At 71.6% G+C, this 18,898-nt stretch carries 14 protein-coding genes; 1 reads left to right on the top strand and 13 read right to left on the bottom strand.

Annotated elements, in window-relative coordinates:
• Nucleotides 1–143: 143 nt before the first annotated feature.
• Nucleotides 144–1,148: a DUF2278 family protein gene (locus ACZOOI_RS41535; protein ID WP_465282002.1), complete on the bottom strand. Its 1,005-nt coding sequence runs from the start codon at nucleotides 1,146–1,148 to the stop codon at nucleotides 144–146.
• A 274-nt stretch (nucleotides 1,149–1,422) separates the two neighbouring features.
• Here ACZOOI_RS41535 and ACZOOI_RS41540 point away from each other — a divergent pair, with 274 nt between their 5' ends.
• Entirely contained in the window at nucleotides 1,423–2,634 is a 1,212-nt protein-coding gene (locus ACZOOI_RS41540; RefSeq protein ID WP_465282003.1) for a hypothetical protein, read from the top strand.
• Nucleotides 2,635–2,684: 50 nt separating this feature from the next.
• Here ACZOOI_RS41540 and ACZOOI_RS41545 read toward each other — a convergent pair whose 3' ends face one another.
• The 12 genes from ACZOOI_RS41545 to ACZOOI_RS41600 all read right to left on the bottom strand — a co-directional run bounded on the left by ACZOOI_RS41545 (nucleotide 2,685) and on the right by ACZOOI_RS41600 (nucleotide 18,854).
• Complete coding sequence (locus tag ACZOOI_RS41545; protein ID WP_465282004.1) at nucleotides 2,685–4,088, bottom strand: hypothetical protein; 1,404 nt, start codon at nucleotides 4,086–4,088, stop codon at nucleotides 2,685–2,687.
• Entirely contained in the window at nucleotides 4,085–5,362 is a 1,278-nt protein-coding gene (locus ACZOOI_RS41550) for a CHAT domain-containing protein (RefSeq protein WP_465282005.1), read from the bottom strand. The genes ACZOOI_RS41545 and ACZOOI_RS41550 overlap by 4 nt, the downstream gene beginning before the upstream one ends.
• Nucleotides 5,362–6,810, bottom strand: a complete 1,449-nt coding sequence (locus ACZOOI_RS41555; protein ID WP_465282006.1) for a hypothetical protein — start codon at nucleotides 6,808–6,810, stop codon at nucleotides 5,362–5,364. The genes ACZOOI_RS41550 and ACZOOI_RS41555 overlap by 1 nt, the downstream gene beginning before the upstream one ends.
• Before the next feature lie 88 nt (nucleotides 6,811–6,898).
• A complete protein-coding gene (locus ACZOOI_RS41560) occupies nucleotides 6,899–8,236 on the bottom strand; it encodes a hypothetical protein (protein ID WP_465282007.1) in 1,338 nt (445 codons plus the stop codon).
• A gap of 306 nt (nucleotides 8,237–8,542) precedes the next feature.
• A complete protein-coding gene (locus ACZOOI_RS41565; protein WP_465282008.1) occupies nucleotides 8,543–10,192 on the bottom strand; it encodes a M14 family metallopeptidase in 1,650 nt (549 codons plus the stop codon).
• A gap of 445 nt (nucleotides 10,193–10,637) precedes the next feature.
• Nucleotides 10,638–11,801 carry a cytochrome P450 gene (locus ACZOOI_RS41570; RefSeq protein ID WP_465282009.1) on the bottom strand — a complete coding sequence of 388 codons (1,164 nt, stop codon included), beginning with the start codon at nucleotides 11,799–11,801 and terminating at the stop codon, nucleotides 10,638–10,640.
• Nucleotides 11,802–12,252: 451 nt separating this feature from the next.
• Nucleotides 12,253–13,401 (bottom strand): DmpA family aminopeptidase, encoded by a 1,149-nt coding sequence (locus tag ACZOOI_RS41575; RefSeq protein WP_465282010.1) that lies wholly within the window; start codon nucleotides 13,399–13,401, stop codon nucleotides 12,253–12,255.
• Nucleotides 13,398–14,096, bottom strand: coding sequence for a TetR/AcrR family transcriptional regulator (locus ACZOOI_RS41580; RefSeq protein ID WP_465282011.1), 699 nt, complete (start codon nucleotides 14,094–14,096; stop codon nucleotides 13,398–13,400). The genes ACZOOI_RS41575 and ACZOOI_RS41580 overlap by 4 nt, the downstream gene beginning before the upstream one ends.
• A gap of 176 nt (nucleotides 14,097–14,272) precedes the next feature.
• Nucleotides 14,273–15,715 (bottom strand): aminopeptidase P family protein, encoded by a 1,443-nt coding sequence (locus tag ACZOOI_RS41585; RefSeq protein ID WP_465282012.1) that lies wholly within the window; start codon nucleotides 15,713–15,715, stop codon nucleotides 14,273–14,275.
• Nucleotides 15,716–15,775: 60 nt separating this feature from the next.
• A complete protein-coding gene (locus tag ACZOOI_RS41590) occupies nucleotides 15,776–16,846 on the bottom strand; it encodes an ABC transporter ATP-binding protein (RefSeq protein ID WP_465282013.1) in 1,071 nt (356 codons plus the stop codon).
• Complete coding sequence (locus ACZOOI_RS41595) at nucleotides 16,843–17,880, bottom strand: ABC transporter ATP-binding protein (RefSeq protein ID WP_465282014.1); 1,038 nt, start codon at nucleotides 17,878–17,880, stop codon at nucleotides 16,843–16,845. The genes ACZOOI_RS41590 and ACZOOI_RS41595 overlap by 4 nt, the downstream gene beginning before the upstream one ends.
• Nucleotides 17,880–18,854 (bottom strand): ABC transporter permease, encoded by a 975-nt coding sequence (locus ACZOOI_RS41600; RefSeq protein WP_465282015.1) that lies wholly within the window; start codon nucleotides 18,852–18,854, stop codon nucleotides 17,880–17,882. Before ACZOOI_RS41600 ends, ACZOOI_RS41595 begins: the two co-directional genes overlap by 1 nt.
• Nucleotides 18,855–18,898 lie beyond the last annotated feature (44 nt).

The raw sequence follows: 18,898 nt of genomic DNA on the forward strand, positions 1-18,898 counted from the left end.
ACGCCGCTCCCGCACGCACCTTTTGGGCCCGGTGTGCCACCGCTGGTCGCCGGGAGCGCCGTGGAGGGGCGACGCGCGCCGCGCCGCCCCTCCAGCCCGTACCGATCGGTTCCACACGTACCGATCGGATGCGGATGCCCCGATCAGAACACGATCGTCCAACCCTCGCGTCGCGCCCGGTCCGCGGTGTACGTGACACCGTGCACCTTGAGCCCGGCCGGGTCGAGCAGGGTGATCGCGCCGCCGCGGTTGCCGAGTTGGAACGCCGGGTTACCGGGCACCACCAGAACGGCACCGGGTGCCACCGTCGTCGCGGGGAGCGGGAGTGCGGTCTTGTTGCGGTCCACGAGCCGCCACCCGTCGAGCGCGATCGGTTCGGGGGAGGCGTTGAGCAAGGTGACGGTCTCCGCCTCGGGCGCCGGTCCCGGCGGGTTGACCAGTGCCGCGACGATCCGCAGCGGTTCCTCGCCCGAGCCCGGGAGGGGCGGCGCGCTGTCGAGGGCGTGGCCGGTGGTGTCGTCGGTGTGCCACGCCTGGGACTGGAAGGCCAGGAAGACGGCCACCCAGCGGCAGTCCGGCAGACGGATCAGCAGGCCGCCGTCCTGCCAGACCCCGTCGTCCTCGCGGAACTCCTCGCTGTTGCCCTGGTTCATGTGCACATCGTGCACGCCGTTGCCGGGCAGGAAGCCGAACACCTTGTCCGGCTTCTCGGGTTCCGGACCGAAGCGCTGGCCGAACACGTAGACCGCGGCCGCCGGGTCGCCGATCGCGCGCTGCACGTAGTGGTCGAGCAGATCCGCCAGGTCGTTGTCCTCGCCGGGCACGTCCGGGGGCAGCGGCCGGGCGGTCGCCGGGTCGAAGAGGTTGGCGCGGATGTAGTCGAGCGCGGCGCCACCGGGCTGCGACGCGAGCGCGGTCCACCCGCTGCCCGCGGCCGGCAGCGAGTCGGTCAACGGATGGCGGAAGTCCTCCACCACCACGAACAGCAACTCGGACGGCGCTTCCTTGGAGAGCACGTTGATCGCCGCACGGTACGCGGTGCCGGCGTCGTCGGTCAGATGGATCTGGTAGTGCGGCGTGCCGGCAGCGCCTTCCCGTACGCGCGCCACCGCCCGCGCGGCCAGAACTCCGTAGTCCCTCAGCGGCATGGGCATCCCTTCCCACCGGGCCCGGCCCGCGCCGGGCGGCCCGACCATCGTGGCGGCCGGGCGCACCGGAATCGGGCGCGACACACCGGAGGCCGACAACCCGCACCCGATCGCCGGCCCGGCCCGAAAACGCTCGACCCGATTCGACGCGACCCCGCCCGCACCGCTGTCCCAGGCACGGCGGGCGCTCCCCGCGCGTCCATCGGGGTGATGCCGGACCCGAAGAAGCTGATCGCGCACGAATTCGTCCAAGCCGTCGTTCATAGTCGAATTCATGGAGTCAAACTCGACACCCTCGGACTCGACATCCTCGGACTCGCCACCCCCGAACCCGCCACCGTCGGGCGCGACGCCCTCGAACTCGGCACTGTCGGCACAGCCGCCCGCCGATTCCCGCCGACACGGGCGCGCGCAGGCGCGCAACCTCCGACGGCACGAACGCGGACAGTGGGAACTGCGCGAAGGACTGCGCTCGCGCGTCATCGAACTCGAGGCACTCCTCAAGAGCAAGACCGCGCCCGGCCCACTCGCCCCGTGCGACCAGGTCCTGGCGGACCAGGCCTTCGAATCGCTCGACGAGGCGAAACGGGCCCTGGGGCACGAACACGGCCGACCGGCCGCACACATCGCGGTCGCCCAGACGAAACTGGACGTCGCCTACATCATCCTGCTCCGGCTCCTGACGCTGAAGGACGTCACCGCACACCTGCCCGGAATCGTGGCCTTCGTCAAGGAGCACCTGCCGCTCGGCGACGAACGCCGCGCCCACGTGGACGAAATCGCGCTGTCCGTACGCGCGGGCGACACACTGACCGAGAACCAGCGGGAAGTCCTGGTCGACGCCTCGACCGTGGCACACCAGGTGCACCTGAAGGAGAAGCTCAGGGTCCGCAGCTTCGCGTACATCGTCTTCGGCGTCACCGCGGCGCTCGCCGTCATCGCCGCCCTGATCGCCCTCGCCGGTGCCGCCTCGCCCGGGACGGTTCCGTTGTGCTTCAACCCCCCGGGGATCGGCATCGTCTGCGCCACCGCCACCTCCGGTGCCGTCACCGCGGGGAACGACGACCGGTTCGCCGGGCGCAGCCTGGACCAGATGTACGCCGACGTCGCCTCCCAGTGGGACTACCCGGTGGTCGAACTGGTCGGCCTGGTGGCCGCCGCCGTGGCCGCCGCGGCATCGCTGCGCCGGATCCACGGCACCTCGACGCCGTACAACGTGCCCGTGGCACTGGCCCTGCTCAAGCTCCCCACCGGCGCGCTCACCGCCCTCCTGGGCCTGTTGCTCATGCGCGGCGACTTCATTCCCGGCCTGAGTGCGCTCGACTCGTCCGCGCAGATCATCGCCTGGGCGGTGATCTTCGGCTACGCACAACAGTTGTTCACCCGCTTCGTGGACAACCAGGCCCAGTTGGTCCTCAATTCGGTCGGCGGCCCGGTGACCAACCCCGGCAAGACGACACGCAACTCACCGGCCCAACCGGGCTGAGCCGGCCACGGCCGCGCCCGCGCCCGCCGAGGACGACGCGGGCACGCCGGTCACGGTCCCGCACCGCCCAACGCGGGCAGGGCCACGGTGGGGTCGCCCAGCAGCACCAGGCTCTGCCGGTCGAGCGCCGACACACGAAGCCTGGTCAACGTCTCGCGAACCGACGTGTCCCCGGCCGCCAACATCTCCCTCAGCCGGGCCCACTGGGTATGCAACTCGCCCACGTCGGCCCGGTATTCGGCCAGGGCCAGGCCCAGCGGTTCGCCCGCGTACAAATGCGTGGACAGGGCGGAGACCAAGCGCCCGCCCAGACCCTGGCCGGTGTTTTCGACCTGTAGGGTCCAGCTGAAAGTGGGCTCGACGTGTCCGAGCACGGCCCGCACCGGGTTCTCCCGGCCGAGCAGTTCGATCGCCGCGGGCGCCACCATCGTGCCCAGGCTCGCGACGGCCTCGACCGTGCCGAAGGCGGAGCTGCCGACCGGAAGCAGCCCGGCGTAGAAGCTCTCGCCGGCGGCACCGGCGGAGCAGCACGCCTGGGAGTACCACACGCAGCCACCGGGCACGGCCCCGCACAGCGTGTCCAACGGCAGGGTGGTGTGCGTGCCGTCGACCGGGAGCCCGAGTACGGCGCGCATCTCGGTCGGGTTTCCCAGCGGTCCGGTGCGGCCGTGGCTGGAGGTGGCGAGCAGGCCCGGGCGGATCTCGGTCAGTGCACTCAGCAGCGCGGCGCCGGTGGCCTCGGCCGCCACCAGGTCGCGGAACTGCCTGAGCGGGGGCGGTGTCAGGCACTGGGCCAGCGGTGCGGCGATCACCGCGCGCATCAACGCGGTGATGTCCGTGGGACCGTGGTCGACCGTCCAGCTCAGCGCCCGGTCCGTGCGGGCCGGTGCGTCGCTCCAGTTCGCGAGCAGCGCACGCACGTAGCGGGCCAGCGGCTCCCCGGACAGGGGGATGCGCCCGACCAGGTGCCGGGTGCCCAGGGCATATTGCACGGACCAGGGGATCACCTCGGGGCCGCCGACGATCACCACGTATCTCGGGAGCCGACCCCGGTCGGTCCCGAACTCGGACAACCCGATGGCCGGTTCCTGGGGTCGGCCCTGCGGGAAGTATCGGCGCAGGAGATGGTCGGGCAGGTCCGGGCTCCAGCGCAACACCACGGTGCCCGGTCGCGCCGCCAACAGTTCGCGGATCGGTGCGGCCGCGTCCTCGCCGGCGGCCTTCGCGGCGTCGGACAGATTCGGATCGGCGCTGTCCGGGAGCAGGATCCCGTAGCCGACGTCGGCCGAGCGCCAATCGCGCGGATCGGTCGGCGGCCCGAAGGGGAGCACGGCCTGGGAGCGTGGGATGCCGCGCTTCCCGGCACCCCAGCGCGCCGCCTCGTCGTCCGTCGTGGCCTGCGCCGCCTCGTCCCCGGTCCAGGCATTGAGCCGGATCTCCGCAGGTATGGTCATGGGTTGTCACCCGCCAATCGAGCCCGCAGGTCGGCGATCAGGGCATCGACCCGCTCCCGCAGGGCCGGATCGACGGTGATCGGATCGAGCGTGGCGCGGAAGCGTTCGTAGGTGTCGAGTTGCCCCTGCAGGTTCGCCGTCTCGGGCAGACCCACGACGGAGCTCGACGTGATCCGCAGCGGTTCGTCCTGCACGTAGAGCACCGGGTCCGACCAGGCGTCCGTCTGCGTCGGATCGGCCTGCGCCATCGCCTGACGTGGCGCGGTGAACGTCGTGGCCCAGTCGATCTCGTGCTCCCCGGCGTCCTTCACCGCGATGCGCACCGTGGCGAGCACCTCCGGATACAGCGCGGCGCAGAACCTGTCCGCATCGCCCAGGTCGATCAGCCTGCGCATGCCCGCGACGGCGGGCAGCCCCTGCGAGACGAGTTCGTGCGCGAGGGAGAGGGTGTCCGAGGTCTGCGCGGTTCGACAGGCACCGAGGACCACCAGCCACGGCGCGCACGGGTTCAACGCGACCACCAGGTCGGGCAGTTTCAGCTGTACGGAGCCGACGGGCTCGCGGGCGTCGACGTCGGCGGTGTGCGCGAAGGCCAGCGTACGGACACCGCCGGCCGCCCCGCCGTGACACAGCAGGTGCACGATGTGCGGCCGGGCCGCGGTGATCCGCTTGGCCAGGTCGGGCGCGTTCGCGGGGATCGTCTCGGCGCTGACGTCGGCCCGTCCGGACGCCGCGACGGCATCCAGTACGGCCTGCTCCGCACTGATCACGTGCAATCGCGTGCCGACCGCCCGGGCATCGGGCAGCGCGGTGGCGGCCAGCAGCGCCTGGAGTTGCGGCACGCCGCTGCGCAGCGCCGCGGACAGGACGGCGACGATGGTCAACGGCGGGGTGAACGTGCGGCGATCGACCGGGCTGCGGACGGCGGCGATCCGGGCGATCGGCCAGCGGGCGTCCAGGGCGATGAACCCCTGGGGTGACGAGTGGAGTTGCTCCCAGGGCAGTTGATCGGCCTGGTTCGAGACCATGTGCAGGTACAGCGGTCCCGGCCCGGTGGCCGGCGGCTTGGTCAGCGCGGCGCTCAGCCCCAGGCTCACCACCGGATGCCGGCACAGCCGCTCCAGCAGGGCCTCGCCCCGGGCGGTGATGGTGCCGCCGGGGTCGGTGACGTCGGTGAGTTCGTTGGTGCCCAGCCCCGGGATGTTGGCGGGCGCCTCGCGCAACTTGAGCACCGTGCGGTCCCCGAACGGTTCGAACCCCAGGACGGTACGCATCACGACTCCCGCATCCGCCGATCGACCAGGGCCCGCAGTTCGGCGATGGCCTGCCCGACCCCGCGGTCGTACGCCTGTTTGGCGGCCGGGGTTTCGCCCGGAACGCCCGCGGTCCGTACCAGCGAGGCCACCTGGTTCTCGATGTAACGCGTGGACGCGGCAACCCACATCGGCACCGATTCGGCCGTCGCGTAGCGCGCGGTGATCTCATCGCCGCCGGCCACGCCCAGGGCACTCGGCAGGATCTCACCGCTGGTCGCCGAATCCCCGATGGGCGCCCGCCCGCTGAGCCAGCTCTGTCCGGGACGGTCCGGGTCGGGCCAGGGATCCCGCAGCGCGCCTTGCACGAACTCGGGCTGGAGGTACGCGAACAGCGAGGGATCACGCGGGATCGGCACCGCACCCGGGGCGCCGGCGATGAACGCGTGTGCCTGCGCCAAGGTGTATCCGGCGGGATCCAGCGGCAACGCGCTGTAGAACGTCGGCCCGGCGCGCCGCAGACCGATGTGGTCGGTCATGATCCGGGTGGCCGAGTCGTACGGATTCTCCGGGGGCGAGCCGAAGGAGAGCACGGACGCACCCACGCGGTCGGTGAGGCGCCGCACGCGGTCCGCGGTCACGTACGCGCGCTCACAACGCCCGCTCGGCCGCGCGGGATCGGGGTTCACCGACAACACCGGGCGACTGCCCTCGAACGCGCCGTCCGCAACGATGTGCAGCGCTCGCACCGCGCGGCCGCCCAGCCCCGCGGTGATCCAGTCCCCCCACAGCAGCGGGCCCGGCGCGGGCCGCGAATCGGCGCCGGCGGGTCGGCGCCGCGGCCCCGACCGGTCGAGCAGTGCGGCGTCGCCGGGGTCGTGCAGATGAACGCGCGGTTCGTTCGGACCCTCGTGCAACAGCGCCCGCAGTGCCTGTTCGGCGCCCCGGTCGGTGAACACGTGCACGTCCACCTCGCCCGTGACGGAGGTGCGCAGGGCGGAGATGAACGACGAGAGGTATCCGGCGACCCAGGCCGCGTTCGGCGCCACGGACACGGCGACGGCCACGGTCCACACCCGCCCCGGGTCGGACCCCGGCGGCAGCCGATCGGGAACCCGGACGAGTGGGCGACCGATGGTCGGGACGAGGGCACGCTCCCACGGCACCCCACCGAGGTTGCCGTACGGTGGGATCAGCCGCAGCCACAGCGCCGTATCCGCGGTGAAGTCCGCGATCAGGCGGTCCCGGACGGCCTCGACCAGGTCGCGGGGCACCTCCAGTGCGGTCGGGGGTTCCGAGCCTTCGGCGAGGCCGAATCTGCCGTAGTCGAATTCGGCCCGCCAGTACGTCCGCGCGTCGTTCGCAAGATCCCCGACCAGTTCGACCGCCGCCACCGGCGAGGAGCCCGCCAGGTCGAGCCGTACCCGAAGCACGGCCAGGCGCCATCGCTCGGTGCGGGGCTCGGACATGGCGACTCTCCTTCGATTCGGCTGCGGTTCCCTCCGGGTGAGCGTTCGCCGCCGGCGTACCGCGTCGCGCGTGCGCGCGGATCACCCCTCAGTCGGGCCGGGTGAGAGCGTGCATCGCCCACCACGTCGCCGGGTTGCTGACCTCGCCGTGCCCGGCGATGGCCGGCTTTCCGTCGATCTCGACTCCGCCGTCCACGGCGATCACGCGCAACCCGCCGCCGAGGTCGTAGCGTTCCTGCCCGGGGACGGCCGCGGGTCGAACGGCGGAGATCCCCTCCACCCCGGCGGGGCCGAATCCGCCCAGGGCACCGTACAGTTCGGGATCGCCGATCGCGGCGAAGCCCGGTTGACCCTGCCGACTCGCGCGCATCGCGAGATGGAAGGCCTTGGTCAGCGGCTCGTCGAACGCGGAGAACGTGGTCAACAAAGGTCGTTCCACCAGGTCCGGGACCGCGTGGTGGACGCCGGGACGTCCGGTGCCGGCGACGTCCGCCGCGAAGCACCAGCGGTTGATCGCGGCCTGCAGCAGCAGCATCGACCGGGCGGGCCGACTCGGAGCCGCGGACGCGAGCGCGGCCAGCACCACCTTCGCACCGAAGGAATGGCCGACCAGATGCAGCCGGACCCCGCTCTCGCGCAGGATGTGCGCCACGAGCGGACCCACCCCGTGGGCACCCACCTCGCCCGCGCGCGCCTTCATCTTCCACACCGTGGCCGCACGCAACAGGTTGCGCGGATCGAACCCCGCGCCACCGGCGGCGAGCAGACCCGACGACGCTTCGCCCGCGACGCCGAAGTCGTCCGGATCCGCCGGCGGGGTCGCGCCCCCGCCGGCGTCCAGTGCCGCCCAGACGGTGAGGAATTCCTTGGCGGTGGGCGGCGGTGAGCCGTCGTCCGGGTCGGGTTCGGCCCGCAGCGCACCGAGCACGATCTCGGCCGCGCGCTGCGCCGCGTCGGCGTCGATCACCGCGCGACCGTCCACCAACTCGACGAACTCCGGATCCGATTCCGGACCCAGGGACCGGGTGACCAGGTCGAGCATCTCCTCGACCTGGCGCGCCTGGGCCCCGTCGGGTTCCGGATCGGCCGCGATCCTGGGGCCCGCCTCCCACGGCATGACGAAACTGGTCGACGGCCAGATGACGCCGATCAGCAGGGGCCGGTAGTCCGGGGGAACGGGAACCGCGAATTGCCGCCGCTGAGCGATGAACCCGCTGATGAAACTGCGATAGCGGTCGAGGGCCTGCGCGAAGACGTTGTTCCAGCCGTGCGAGAACAGGAAGACGTCGCTGACCCCGGCGAGCCGCCCCTTGATCTCCTGCTCGGCGACCGGGCTGCGCAGCCGGCCGTCCTCGTCGTAGCGGAGCAGATACAGATCCGCGGTCGAGCCCCCGTCGAGTGGAAACTGTCGAAAAGGACCAGACATCGTCCGGCTCCATGTCCGTGCGGGTGTGGTGCGGCAGTCCTGATTCCATGGTTCACCTCCCCGCGGACGGGGGCAAACGGGGGCAGGATCCGGCGCCCGAGGGCCGGTGCGCCCGCCGGCGGTGGCACGGAAGGGCCGGCCGGTGCTTGCCGCGACCGGAACGGCACGGCCCGACCCGATGCGGAATCGGGTCGGGCCGAGGGATGCGCACGCGAATGCGTTCGGGACGCCTGCCCGGCCGGGACGCTTACCCGGTGCGGACGCTCGCTCGGTCGGGGCGCCTGCCCGGAAGGCGACGTTCCTCGCTCAGAAGGTGAGCTTCCAGGAGTCGATCTTGCCGACGTCGGAGGCGGCCACGTCCTGCGCCTTCAACCGCCAGGTGCCGTTCGCGACTTCGCCGGAGACGTCGACCGTGTAGGTGGTGACGACGTTGTCCGCGGAGTCGTTGGTACTGGAGTTCTTGAGTCGGTAGACGGAGTTGTCCGGGGCGACGAGGTCGACGGTCAGGTCCCCGCGCCAGGTGTGCTTGATGTCGACGCCGACCTTCAGGCCGGCGGGCGCGTTGCCCGGGACCCCGGTGACGACGATGTCGCTGAAGACGGCCGCGCCGTTGTCGGGGATGACCACATCGTTCGTGTTCTCGAACGTCGTGCCGCCCGGATCCCCGCCGCAGGTCTTGCCGATCGCACGCGGGGGACAGTCCGCATAGTCGAGCAGGTGCAGGACGGCGGCCTTGTTCCGAGAGGTTTCGCGATCGATGACCTCGTCGGGCGGATAGAACCCACCGTTGCCCGACGCGGGGTACATCTCGAACGTGTAGGCGTAGATCCGCTGGTCGCCCCACAGCCAGTCGTCGATCGAGCCGTCCGTGATGTAGAGATCGGACGACTGCTCGGGGGTGTAACCGTTGGTCGCCGCCATGGCCCGGCCGATCGTGGCGAACGTGTTGTACTCGTCGGCGGTCATGCCGGGCACGACATCGCTGTACGTCCACCCGAACGGCCACAGGACCAGTTCGCTGTAGGTGTGGAAGTCGATCGCCGCGGTCAGTTGCTGCTTTCCGCCGACGATGCGGCCGCGCACCCAGTCGGTCACGGCCTTGACCTCGGGTGCGGACTCGGCCCGCGGGCCGCGGTAGGTCTCACTGCCGGTGCTGCCCGAGGAACCGCCGCAACAGCCCCACTTGTAGTTCCAGTTGCGGTTCAGGTCGGTACCGACGTTGCTCGAACCGGAGTTGGGCTGCCGGTTCTTGCGCCAGCTGCGATACGAACCGGTGGCGATGTCGAACTCGCCCCCGTCCGGGTTGACATCGGGCATGATCCAGATCTCGCGAGTGTCCACCAGCGCCTTGATCCGCGGGTCGGTGGCATAGCCGTCGCCGAGCAACTTGACCAGGTAGAGCGCCATTTCGACGGTGAGGTGTTCCCGGGCGTGTTGATGGTGGGAGAACAACACCTCGGGCTCGTTCTCGTCGGCCGCCACGTTGTCCGAGATCTTCAGCACGTACAGGTCGCGGCCCTCGTAGGAGCGCCCGATCACCTGCTTGCTGATCAGCGTCGGGTGGTTGGCGACGGCCTTGTCGATCTCGGTGACCATCTCCGCATAGTTGTGGTAGCCGGAGTCCGAGGGTGGGAAGTCCCGGTTGATCCGGCTCCCGGGGAGGGGCGGGGCCTCCGGGTTCACCGTGAAGCCCAGTGCCCTGATCCGCCGGACCTCCTCCGGGGTCGCGGTGATCAGCAGGCGGCCGTCCTCGACACCGTCGACCGAGGCTCCGGTGGACGCGACGGCGCTGCGCTGTTGGGTGGTTCGCACGCCGACGACGCTGTATTCGGCCGACGTCGTGGCATCCGCGGACGGAGAAGGCTTCTCTCCGACGGCGGGGGCGGGGTTGACCGCGACCATCGCGAGGGCGACGGTAAAGGCGGCGGTCAGAACGGACAGGCGCTTGTGTTTCACACGTGTACCTCCTCGTGGCGGCATCGGGCTTCCCCGATGCCGGAGGGATTGCGTCGTGTGTCGACGGACACCGCCGGTGGGAGGCCGACGACATGCCGCTCGGGTGGATCGCACGACATGCGCTCGCGCACGCCGGCGATCCGGTAAGGGGGACGTGGCCCACCCGAGACGCCGAGTGGGCCGCTACCAAGGTATCCAGCGGACATGCCCGCGAATCGGGGAAACCCTTGGCGTTCCGCCGGACCGGAGTGCGGTCCCACGGGGGCCACCCCACACCACGCGGCTCGCCCGCCCGCCGGGCCGGCGGCGGCGAACGGCCCGCACGGCGTGATTCCTTCGGGCGTGCGGGCCGCCCGGTGCGGGTGCGGATCACCAGGGATCCTTCGGGTTCCAGATCAGCGGCGGCGTGTTGGTGAGGATGCGCCGGAGGATTGCCCTCATGTGGTCACCTCCTTTCGGGTGCGTGCGATCGGGTGACGGGCTCGGTGGTGCGGCTCAGGGTGAACGCACGCGGCGCGGCCGCGTTGGTGACGACCGGACGGGTGTGCCCGCCGAGGACGGTCAGCCGGGCGCCACCGGCCAGGGCGGCCACGGCGTCGCCGGCCATGGTCCGGGCGAGGGCCGCGCCGGCGCAGACGAACGGGCCTGCGCCGAACGGCAGATAGGGGCGAGCCGGGTCGGGATCGGCCCAGCGGTCCGGGTCGAACGCGTGGGGCCGGCTCCAGTGTCGTTCGTCGTGATGCAGCAGGTAGGGGCTGACCGACAGGATCGCGCCGGGACGCAGCGCCACACCGCCGATCTCGACCGGGTGCGGGACGGGACGGCCGACCATCCAGACGAACGGGCGATGGCGTGCGGCCTCGCGCACGATCCGGTCCGCGGGCCAGGGCCACGGCACGCCCGGCGGGTGATGCAGCCCGGCCAGCAGTACGGTCCAGGCCACGGCGTAGCCGACGTTTCCCACGATCGACCGGAACAGCAGCACATACAGTTCGGCCACGTCGTCCGCGCTCGTCTCCCGGGGGCAGGTGTCGAGGACGGCGTCGAGCAGATCGCGCGGCCCGCCGGGGTCGCCGCCCTGTGCCCGGCGCTGCCCGATGTGCCGGATCAGTGCGGCGAAGAGCCTGGCGCGCAGGATCTCCGCTCGGGCCCGCTCCCGCATCAGGGGCGAGCGGATCAGCAGGCCGGCGCCCACGGATCGGGCGAGCAGGCGCCGTAGATCGGGCGCCGCGGCAGGGTGGAGCAGCAGGTCGGCGGTGCACTCGTAGAGCAATGCGGTGCCGGCTTCGGGCCAGCTCGCGGCCGCCGGCAGTCGCTGCACCGCTTCGGCGAGGTTCTCGCGATACTCGGGTAATCGTGCCCGGACGAGGTTCCGCACGGCCTGACCGACGGCGAGCTGAGCCGATCGTGAGGGCAGCAGGTCACCGTAGAAGGTGGACAGGCCGGCGTTGAACTCGGGATCGCGCAACACCGTGAGCGCCAGGTCCGTGTCGCCCACGCACCAGCCGCCCCAGGGGAGTCGGAAGACCCCGGTGGTGCGACGGCGGGACAGATCGTCGAGAAACCCCAGCGGATCGCGGTGGAACCGGCGCAGATCTGCCCTGGCCATCGAGTGGTCTCCCCCTCCGACACCGGTCGGGTGCGGGAGCACGTGCCCCCACGGAACACGGACAGCGACCTCAGGTCAGTATCGTGTGACCGCAATGCCCGTGCAAGGCATCGACGCCGGGCAATCCCCGGCTCGGCCGGCAACCGGCCGCGCGGGCGCACCGGGACGTCGTCGGCCGGTCCCGCCGCCGCGGCCAGGGCGCCGAGGGCGAGCACCGCCCGCACGGCCTGCCCGCTCGGCCCCGGCCGCTCCGAGCACTGAACCAGGTGTCGCCGTCGGGCCCGCGAGCCCCTCACCGGCAGCGGCCGGTGAGGCGCCCGGCCCAGCTGCCGCAATCGCCGCAGATTGTCGTGCTCGACCGGAACGAGTCGCACCGCCTGGGCGGGTGTGGGCTGCGCCCTCGTGTGCGCGGGGGCCGGCGGGGTGGGCCGCACCCGGCGGCCTCGTGGGGTCAGGCGTCGGCGAAATCCTTCCCCGTCAGCAGTGCGCGCAGGTGGTCGTGTGGGATCGCCGGGCTGCGTCGGCCGTTGTGGCCGGTGGTCTCCTCGGCCGTGACCAGGGCGTTGAGCACGGCCTCCTCGACGGCCTGTACGGTCGCCCGGTAGAACGGGTCGATCCGGCCCCACGGGATGTGCCGCAGCGTGTCGTAGTCCTCGTCGGTGGCCGGGGATTGCGGGAAGTTGCTGGTCAGGGCTCCGGCGTTGGCGGTGGAGAAGGCCAGGAAGATGTCACCGGAGAAGTGGCTGCCGGTCGTGCCGGTACGGGCCAGACCCATCGGGACCCGGCGGGCGAGCGCCTTGCACTGGCCGGGCAGCAGCGGAGCGTCCGTGCCGACCACCACGATCACCGAGCCGGCCCCGCCGGGGGCGAACCAGTCGGTGTCCTCCATCGGGTTGTCCCGGGTCAACCGCTCTCCGACGGGCACGCCCGCGACGACCAGTTCGCGTCGTTCGCCGAAGTTGGCCTGGACGAAGGCGCCGACCGTGTACCGGTCCGAACCGTATTCGACCACCCGGCTGGACGTGCCCGAACCACCTTTGAAGCCATAGCAGTTCATCCCGGTTCCACCGCCCACGCAACCCTCCTCGACCGGGCCCGGGGCGGCCGAGTCGATCGCGGCGATCGCGTGCTCGGCACGGACGTGCGGGCCGTTGATGTCGTTGAGGTAGCCGTCCCAGGTCTCGGCGACGACCGGCAGCAGCCACTGCCGCGCGAGTTCGGGCCGGTTGGCCACCGTCCAGTCGACGACGCCCCGATGCACGGGACCCACCGCGTGCGTGTTGGTGATCATCACCGGGCCCGCCAGGCTGCCGGTCTCGTCGAGCCAACTGCTGCCGGTCATCTCGCCGTTGCCATTGAGCGAGTAGCGACCCGCGGCGCACGGCAGGCCGATGCCGGCGCGTCCGCGCGGCAGCACGGCGGTGACGCCGGTGCGTACCGACGGGCCCTGGACGAGGGTGGTGTAGCCGATGTGCACCCCGGGGACGTCGGTGAGCGCGTTGGCCGGTCCGGGGGTGCCGTCGAGGCGGATGCCCAGGGCCCGGGCGCGCGGGCGTCCCGACGGGGTGACGGCGAGGGGTGATGTGGCGGGGGTGTTCACGCGGTGCCCTTCCGGGGGTTGTCGTGGCCGGCGGCGTCCGGCCTGCCGGTGCCCTCGTCGGGCGCGTCGGGGTCGGGGACGACCCGGTCCGGGCGCAACTCCGGGCAGTCGGTGGCCTGGCGGGCGTGCGCCAGGATCAGGGCCAGGGCGCGCTCGGGCGGCAGCGAGGAGTTGCGGCTCACGATGTGCAGGCCGTAGCCGTCCTCCAGGGTGACCAGGTTCGCGGCCACGTCGCGGATCGGCTCGGTGAACCGGAAGTGGCCCTGGGCCTGCCCGATTTCCAGGATCGAGCCGTACATGGCCACCTGTCGGTCGTACAGGCTCTGCGCCAGCGTGGCGTATTCGCTCTCGTCGCGGGCCGCGGCGCTGAACTCGTACAGGACCACCGCGAGTTCGTCCTCCGGCCCGGACGGCAGCCCGCGCCGCGCGCAGGCCACGAGCTTGTCGCGGGCGTCCGGCAGGCGGGAGGCGGTGTCGGTGCGGGACGTGTAGAAGCGGTCCGCGGCCTGTCGGTACACCTGCCGCAGCAGGTCGCCCAGATCGCTGAAGTAGTAGCTGACCGACCCGCGGGCCACGCCCGCCACCTCGGCGATGTCGGCCACCCGCAACTGGGCCAGACCGTGCCGGCCGACCGCGGCGGTGGCCGCGTGGACCAGTTGCTCACGTCTCGCCGTCTGATTCCTCGGTCGCGCCATGCACCGTTCCCTGTCATCAGCGCCAAATTATGGAATGCCCATTGACATGGGAGTCTTCCATATCGTTGACTCCGGCGTCAAAGAACTGACAAGGGAGCCTCATGGTCGAACCGTCGCGGTGCCGGGCCGCCCCCGCCCCCCGCGCGGGGGCGGCCCGGCACCGCGACGGTTCCCGCTCAGCCCGCCAAGGTGCCCATCCACTCCTCGATGGCGTCCGGCGTTCGGGGCAGGGCCGCCGACATGAGCCGGGCGCCGTCCTCGGTGATCACCAGGTCGTCCTCCACCCTGATGCCGATTCCGCGCAGTTCCACGGGCAGGGTCTCGTCGTCGGGCTGGAGGTACAGGCCCGGTTCGACGGTGAGCACGTGGCCGGCCTCCAGGACGCCGTCCAGGTAGGTCTCCGCCCGTGCCTTGGCGCAGTCGTGCAGGTCCATGCCGAGCATGTGGCCGCTGCTGCACAGCGTGTAGCGCCGGTACAGGCCGCTGTCCGGACGCAGCGCCTCCTCCGGGGTGATCCGCAATACGCCCCAGGCGTGCAGGCCCTCGGCGATCACCCGCATCGCGGCGTTGTGGAAGTCGCGGAAGCGCGCGCCGGGACGCAGTGCGTCGATGCCGGCCTGCTGCGCGGCCAGCACGAGTTCGTACGCCTCGCGCTGGGCGGGGGTGAAGCGGCCGGACAGCGGCAGGGTGCGGGTGATGTCGGCGGTGTACAGGCTGTCCATTTCGACGCCGGCGTCGAACAGCAGCAGTTGGGTCGGATCCAGCGGGCCGTCGTTGCGGATCCAGTGCAGCACGCAGGCGTGCGCGCCGGCCGCGGCGATCGTGTCGTAGCCCGTGCCGTTGCCCTCGATCCGGGCGCGCATGTCGAACACGCCCTCGATCCAACGCTCGCCGCGCGGGTGCCGCAGCGCCTGCGGCAGGGCGCGGACCACGTCGGCGAACCCGGTGGCGGTGTGATCGACGGCCAGTTGCAGCTGCTCGACCTCCCACGGGTCCTTGACCAGGCGCATCTCGGACAGGTACGCGGCGAGTTCGGCGCCGCGTCCGGGATCGGTCGGGGCGGCCAGTCGGTCCACGTCCGGGTCCACTCCACCGAGCAGGCGGGTGGGTACGATGGGGCCGGTGAGCCGGGAGGGCAGGGTGTCCAGGTGGGCGCAGGCGACGCCGAGCAGGGTCTGCGACTCCTCCAGGGTCGGCCGACGCCCGGTCCAGAACTCGCCGTGGCGCCGGTCGCGGTAGAACTCGCCGGTGTCGCGCGGCGAACGCGGGCGCAGGTACAGGACGGCCTCGTGCCCGTCGCCGACCGGTTCCAGGAGCAGCACGCCGTCGGGCGTGTGGTCGCCGGTCAGGTAGGTGTACGCGGTGTGCGGCCGGAACCGGTAGTCGACGCTGTTGCTGCGCACCTTGAGCGCGCCGGCGGGGACGACCAGTCGCTCGCCGGGGTAGCGCGCGGACAGCCGCTCGCGGCGTTTCGCCGCCCACGGGGCGACCGGCTCGGCGCCGAGGTCGGGCAGCGGGCTGGGCGCCCAGGCGGTGGCCATGAAGGCGTCGAGCGCGGGGGATACGGGCATGTCGTGGGTGCCGGTGTTGAGTGCCGCGACGGGGTCTTGCCGGGTCATGGTTCCCTGTCCTTCCGGTGGGTTCGGGTCTGGTGTGGACCGGGTCGGGTGGGTCGGGCCTCAGGAGGTTGGGCTCGGCTGCGCGGGTGCCGCCGGCGTCGGGGCCTTCGCGGACGAGATCTTGACGGGTTCGGGGAAGTGACAGGCCACTTCGTGGCCGGCCCGGCCGTCCACCGCGGTGAGCGGGGGTTCGGCCACCGCGCACACGTCCTGTGCCTTGTGGCAGCGGGTGCGGAAGCGACAACCCGAGGGCGGGTCGATCGGGCTGGGTACGTCCCCGGTGAGTCGGATGCGCTCCAGTCGGGTGCCGTCCGGACCGGTCGCGCCGGGCACGGCGGACAACAGCGCCTGGGTGTACGGGTGATGGGCCCGCTCGTACAGCGACTCGCGATCCGCGGTCTCCACCACACGCCCGAGGTACATCACCACCACCCGGTCGCAGAAGTGTCGGACCACGGCCAGGTCGTGCGCGATGAACACGAACGCGATGCCCAGATCGCGGCGCAGTTCCTCCAGCAGGTTGATCACCTGGGCCTGGATGGACACGTCCAGTGCGGACACCGGCTCGTCGGCGACGATCAGGCTGGGCCCGGCGGCGAGGGCCCGGGCGATGCCGATGCGTTGCCGCTGGCCGCCGGAGAACTCGTGCGGGAAGCGATTGCGGTGCTCGGGATTGAGGCCGACGGTCTCCAGCAGCTCCTCGATCCGGCGGTCGCGTCCGCCGGGCGGGTCGATGTCGTTGACGTCCAGCGGGGCACGCAGGATCGTGCCGATGGTCTGCCGCGGGTTCAGGGAGGAGTACGGATCCTGGAAGATCATCTGGATCTGCGCGCGGATCGGCGCCAGTTCGCGGCGCGAGGCGTGCGTGATGTCGCGACCGCGGTACTCGATGGTGCCCGCGCTGGGTTCGAGCAGTCGGGTGATCAGCCGTCCGGTCGTCGACTTGCCGCAGCCGGATTCACCGACCAGGCCGATGCTCTGCCCGGCCCCGACGGCGAGGTCGATGCCGTCGACCGCGCGGACCGCCCGGGCCCGGCGGCGCAGCAGGCTCCGGCCCGTGGGGAAGTGTTTGGTCAGTCCGCTCACCCGGAGCAGCGGCGGCTCGGACGCGTCGAGCGACGTGGTGTTCATGGGGTGGCTCCTTGCAGATCCGTCGGCGCGGCGCTCGGCACCGCCTCCAGATGGCAGGCGGCGGCGTGCACACTGCCGTCGGCCCCCGCGGGCGCACGTGTCAACAGCGGGAGCACCGTGCGGCACGGCGCCTCGCGGCCGTCGATCACGTGCGTGCAACGCGGATGGAAGGCGCAGCCGGGCGGTGGGGCGAGCAGGCTGGGCGGTGAGCCGGGCACCGGTTGCAGCGGCCGGTCCAGGGCATCGGACAGGCGCGGGACCGAGGCGAGCAGGCCCAGGGTGTAGGGATGCCTGGGCGTGTCCAGGACCTCGGCGACCGAGCCGAACTCGACCGCGCGGCCCGCGTACATCACCAGCACGTCGTCGGCGACGTCCGCGACCACCCCCAGGTCGTGGGTGACCAGGATGATTGCGGTGCCCAACTGCTCCTGCAACTCCGCGAGCAGATCCAGGATCTGGGCCTGCACGGTGACGTCCAGCGCGGTGGTGGGCTCGTCGGCGATCAGCAGGTCGGGTTCGCATACCAGCGCCATCGCGATCATCGCGCGCTGGCGCATGCCGCCGGAGAACTGGTGCGGGTACTCGCGGGCCCGGCGCGCGGGTTGCGGGATGCCTACCCGGTCGAGCATGTCGACGGCGCGTGCCTGCGCCTCGCGGCGGCCGGCGCCGGTGTGCCGGCGGTAGGTCTCGACGATCTGCGCACCGATGGTGAAGTAGGGCGACAGGGCGGTGAGCGGGTCCTGGAAGACCATCGACACGCGTTGCCCGCGCAGATCCCGCAGCGTGCGTTCGGGGGCGCCGACCAACTCCGTCCCGTCCAGGACCGCACTGCCCTCGACGGTGGTGCGGGCCGGGTTGTGCAGACCGAGCAGGGTGAGGTTGGTGACGCTCTTGCCGGAACCGGACTCGCCGACGATGCCGAGCGTACGGCCGCGTTCGACGTCGAAGGAGACGCCGTCGACGGCCTTGACCACGCCGCCCTCGGTGGCGAAGCGGACCCGCAGGTCGCGGACCGCGAGCAGGGGAGGGGTCATCACACACGCACCCGGGGGTCGATGACGGCGTACACGGCGTCCACCGCGACGTTGGCGAGCACCATCGCGGTGGCGGCGATCAGCACCACACCGGTGATCATCGGCAGGTCGGAGTTGGCGACCGCGTTCACCGCGAGTTTGCCGATGCCGGGGATGTTGAAGGTGGTCTCGGTGACCACCGCGCCGCCGAGCAGGACGCCGAGTTCGATGCCGTAGACGGTCACCACCGGGGTGATCGCCCCGCGCCACGCGTGTTTGGCGTAGACCTGACGGGACGTCAATCCCTTGGCCCGGACGGTGCGGATGTGGTCCTCGCCGAGCGCGTCGATCATCGACGCCCGGGTCAATCGCGCGTACACGGCGGCCTGTACGCAGGCCAGGGTCAACCAGGGCAACAGCAGCCCGCCCATCCATCCGCCGGTGTCGCCGGTGAACGGGATGTACTCGGGTTTGGGCAACCAGCGCAGTTCGTCGACCAGGACGTAGCGGGCGATCACCCCGAGGAACTGGATCGTCACCGACGCGCCGATCAGCGACAACGCCATGGTGGACTTGTCCAGCCAGGTGCCGCGCCGCAGCGCCGCGAGCATGCCGATCATGATGCCGACGCCGAGGAAGATCACCGAGGCGCCCAGGGCCAGCGACAGGGTGGCGGGGAAGCGGTCGAGCAGGGTGTCGAGCACCGGCTCGTGGTTGACGAACGAGTAGCCCAGGCACGGCGCGGAGCAGTTCGAGGAGCCGAAGTCGCGGCCGGCGAAGACGCCGACGATGTAGTGCCAGTACTGCATCGGCACCGACTCGTCCAGGCCCAGGTCGCGTCGGATCAGGGCGAGCGTCTCGGGGGTGCAGGTCTTGCCGCAGGACAGGCGGGCCGGGTCGTCCGGCATCGCGAAGAACAGGAAGAAGGTGACGGTGAAGACGACGAACAGGATCAGTGCCGCGCCGAGCAGTCGCTGCACCAGGAATCGGAACATGGGGCCCTCACTGGAGGTCGGACCGGGGAGCGGCCGGCCGGCCC

Source organism: Embleya sp. L77 (assembly GCF_055557415.1).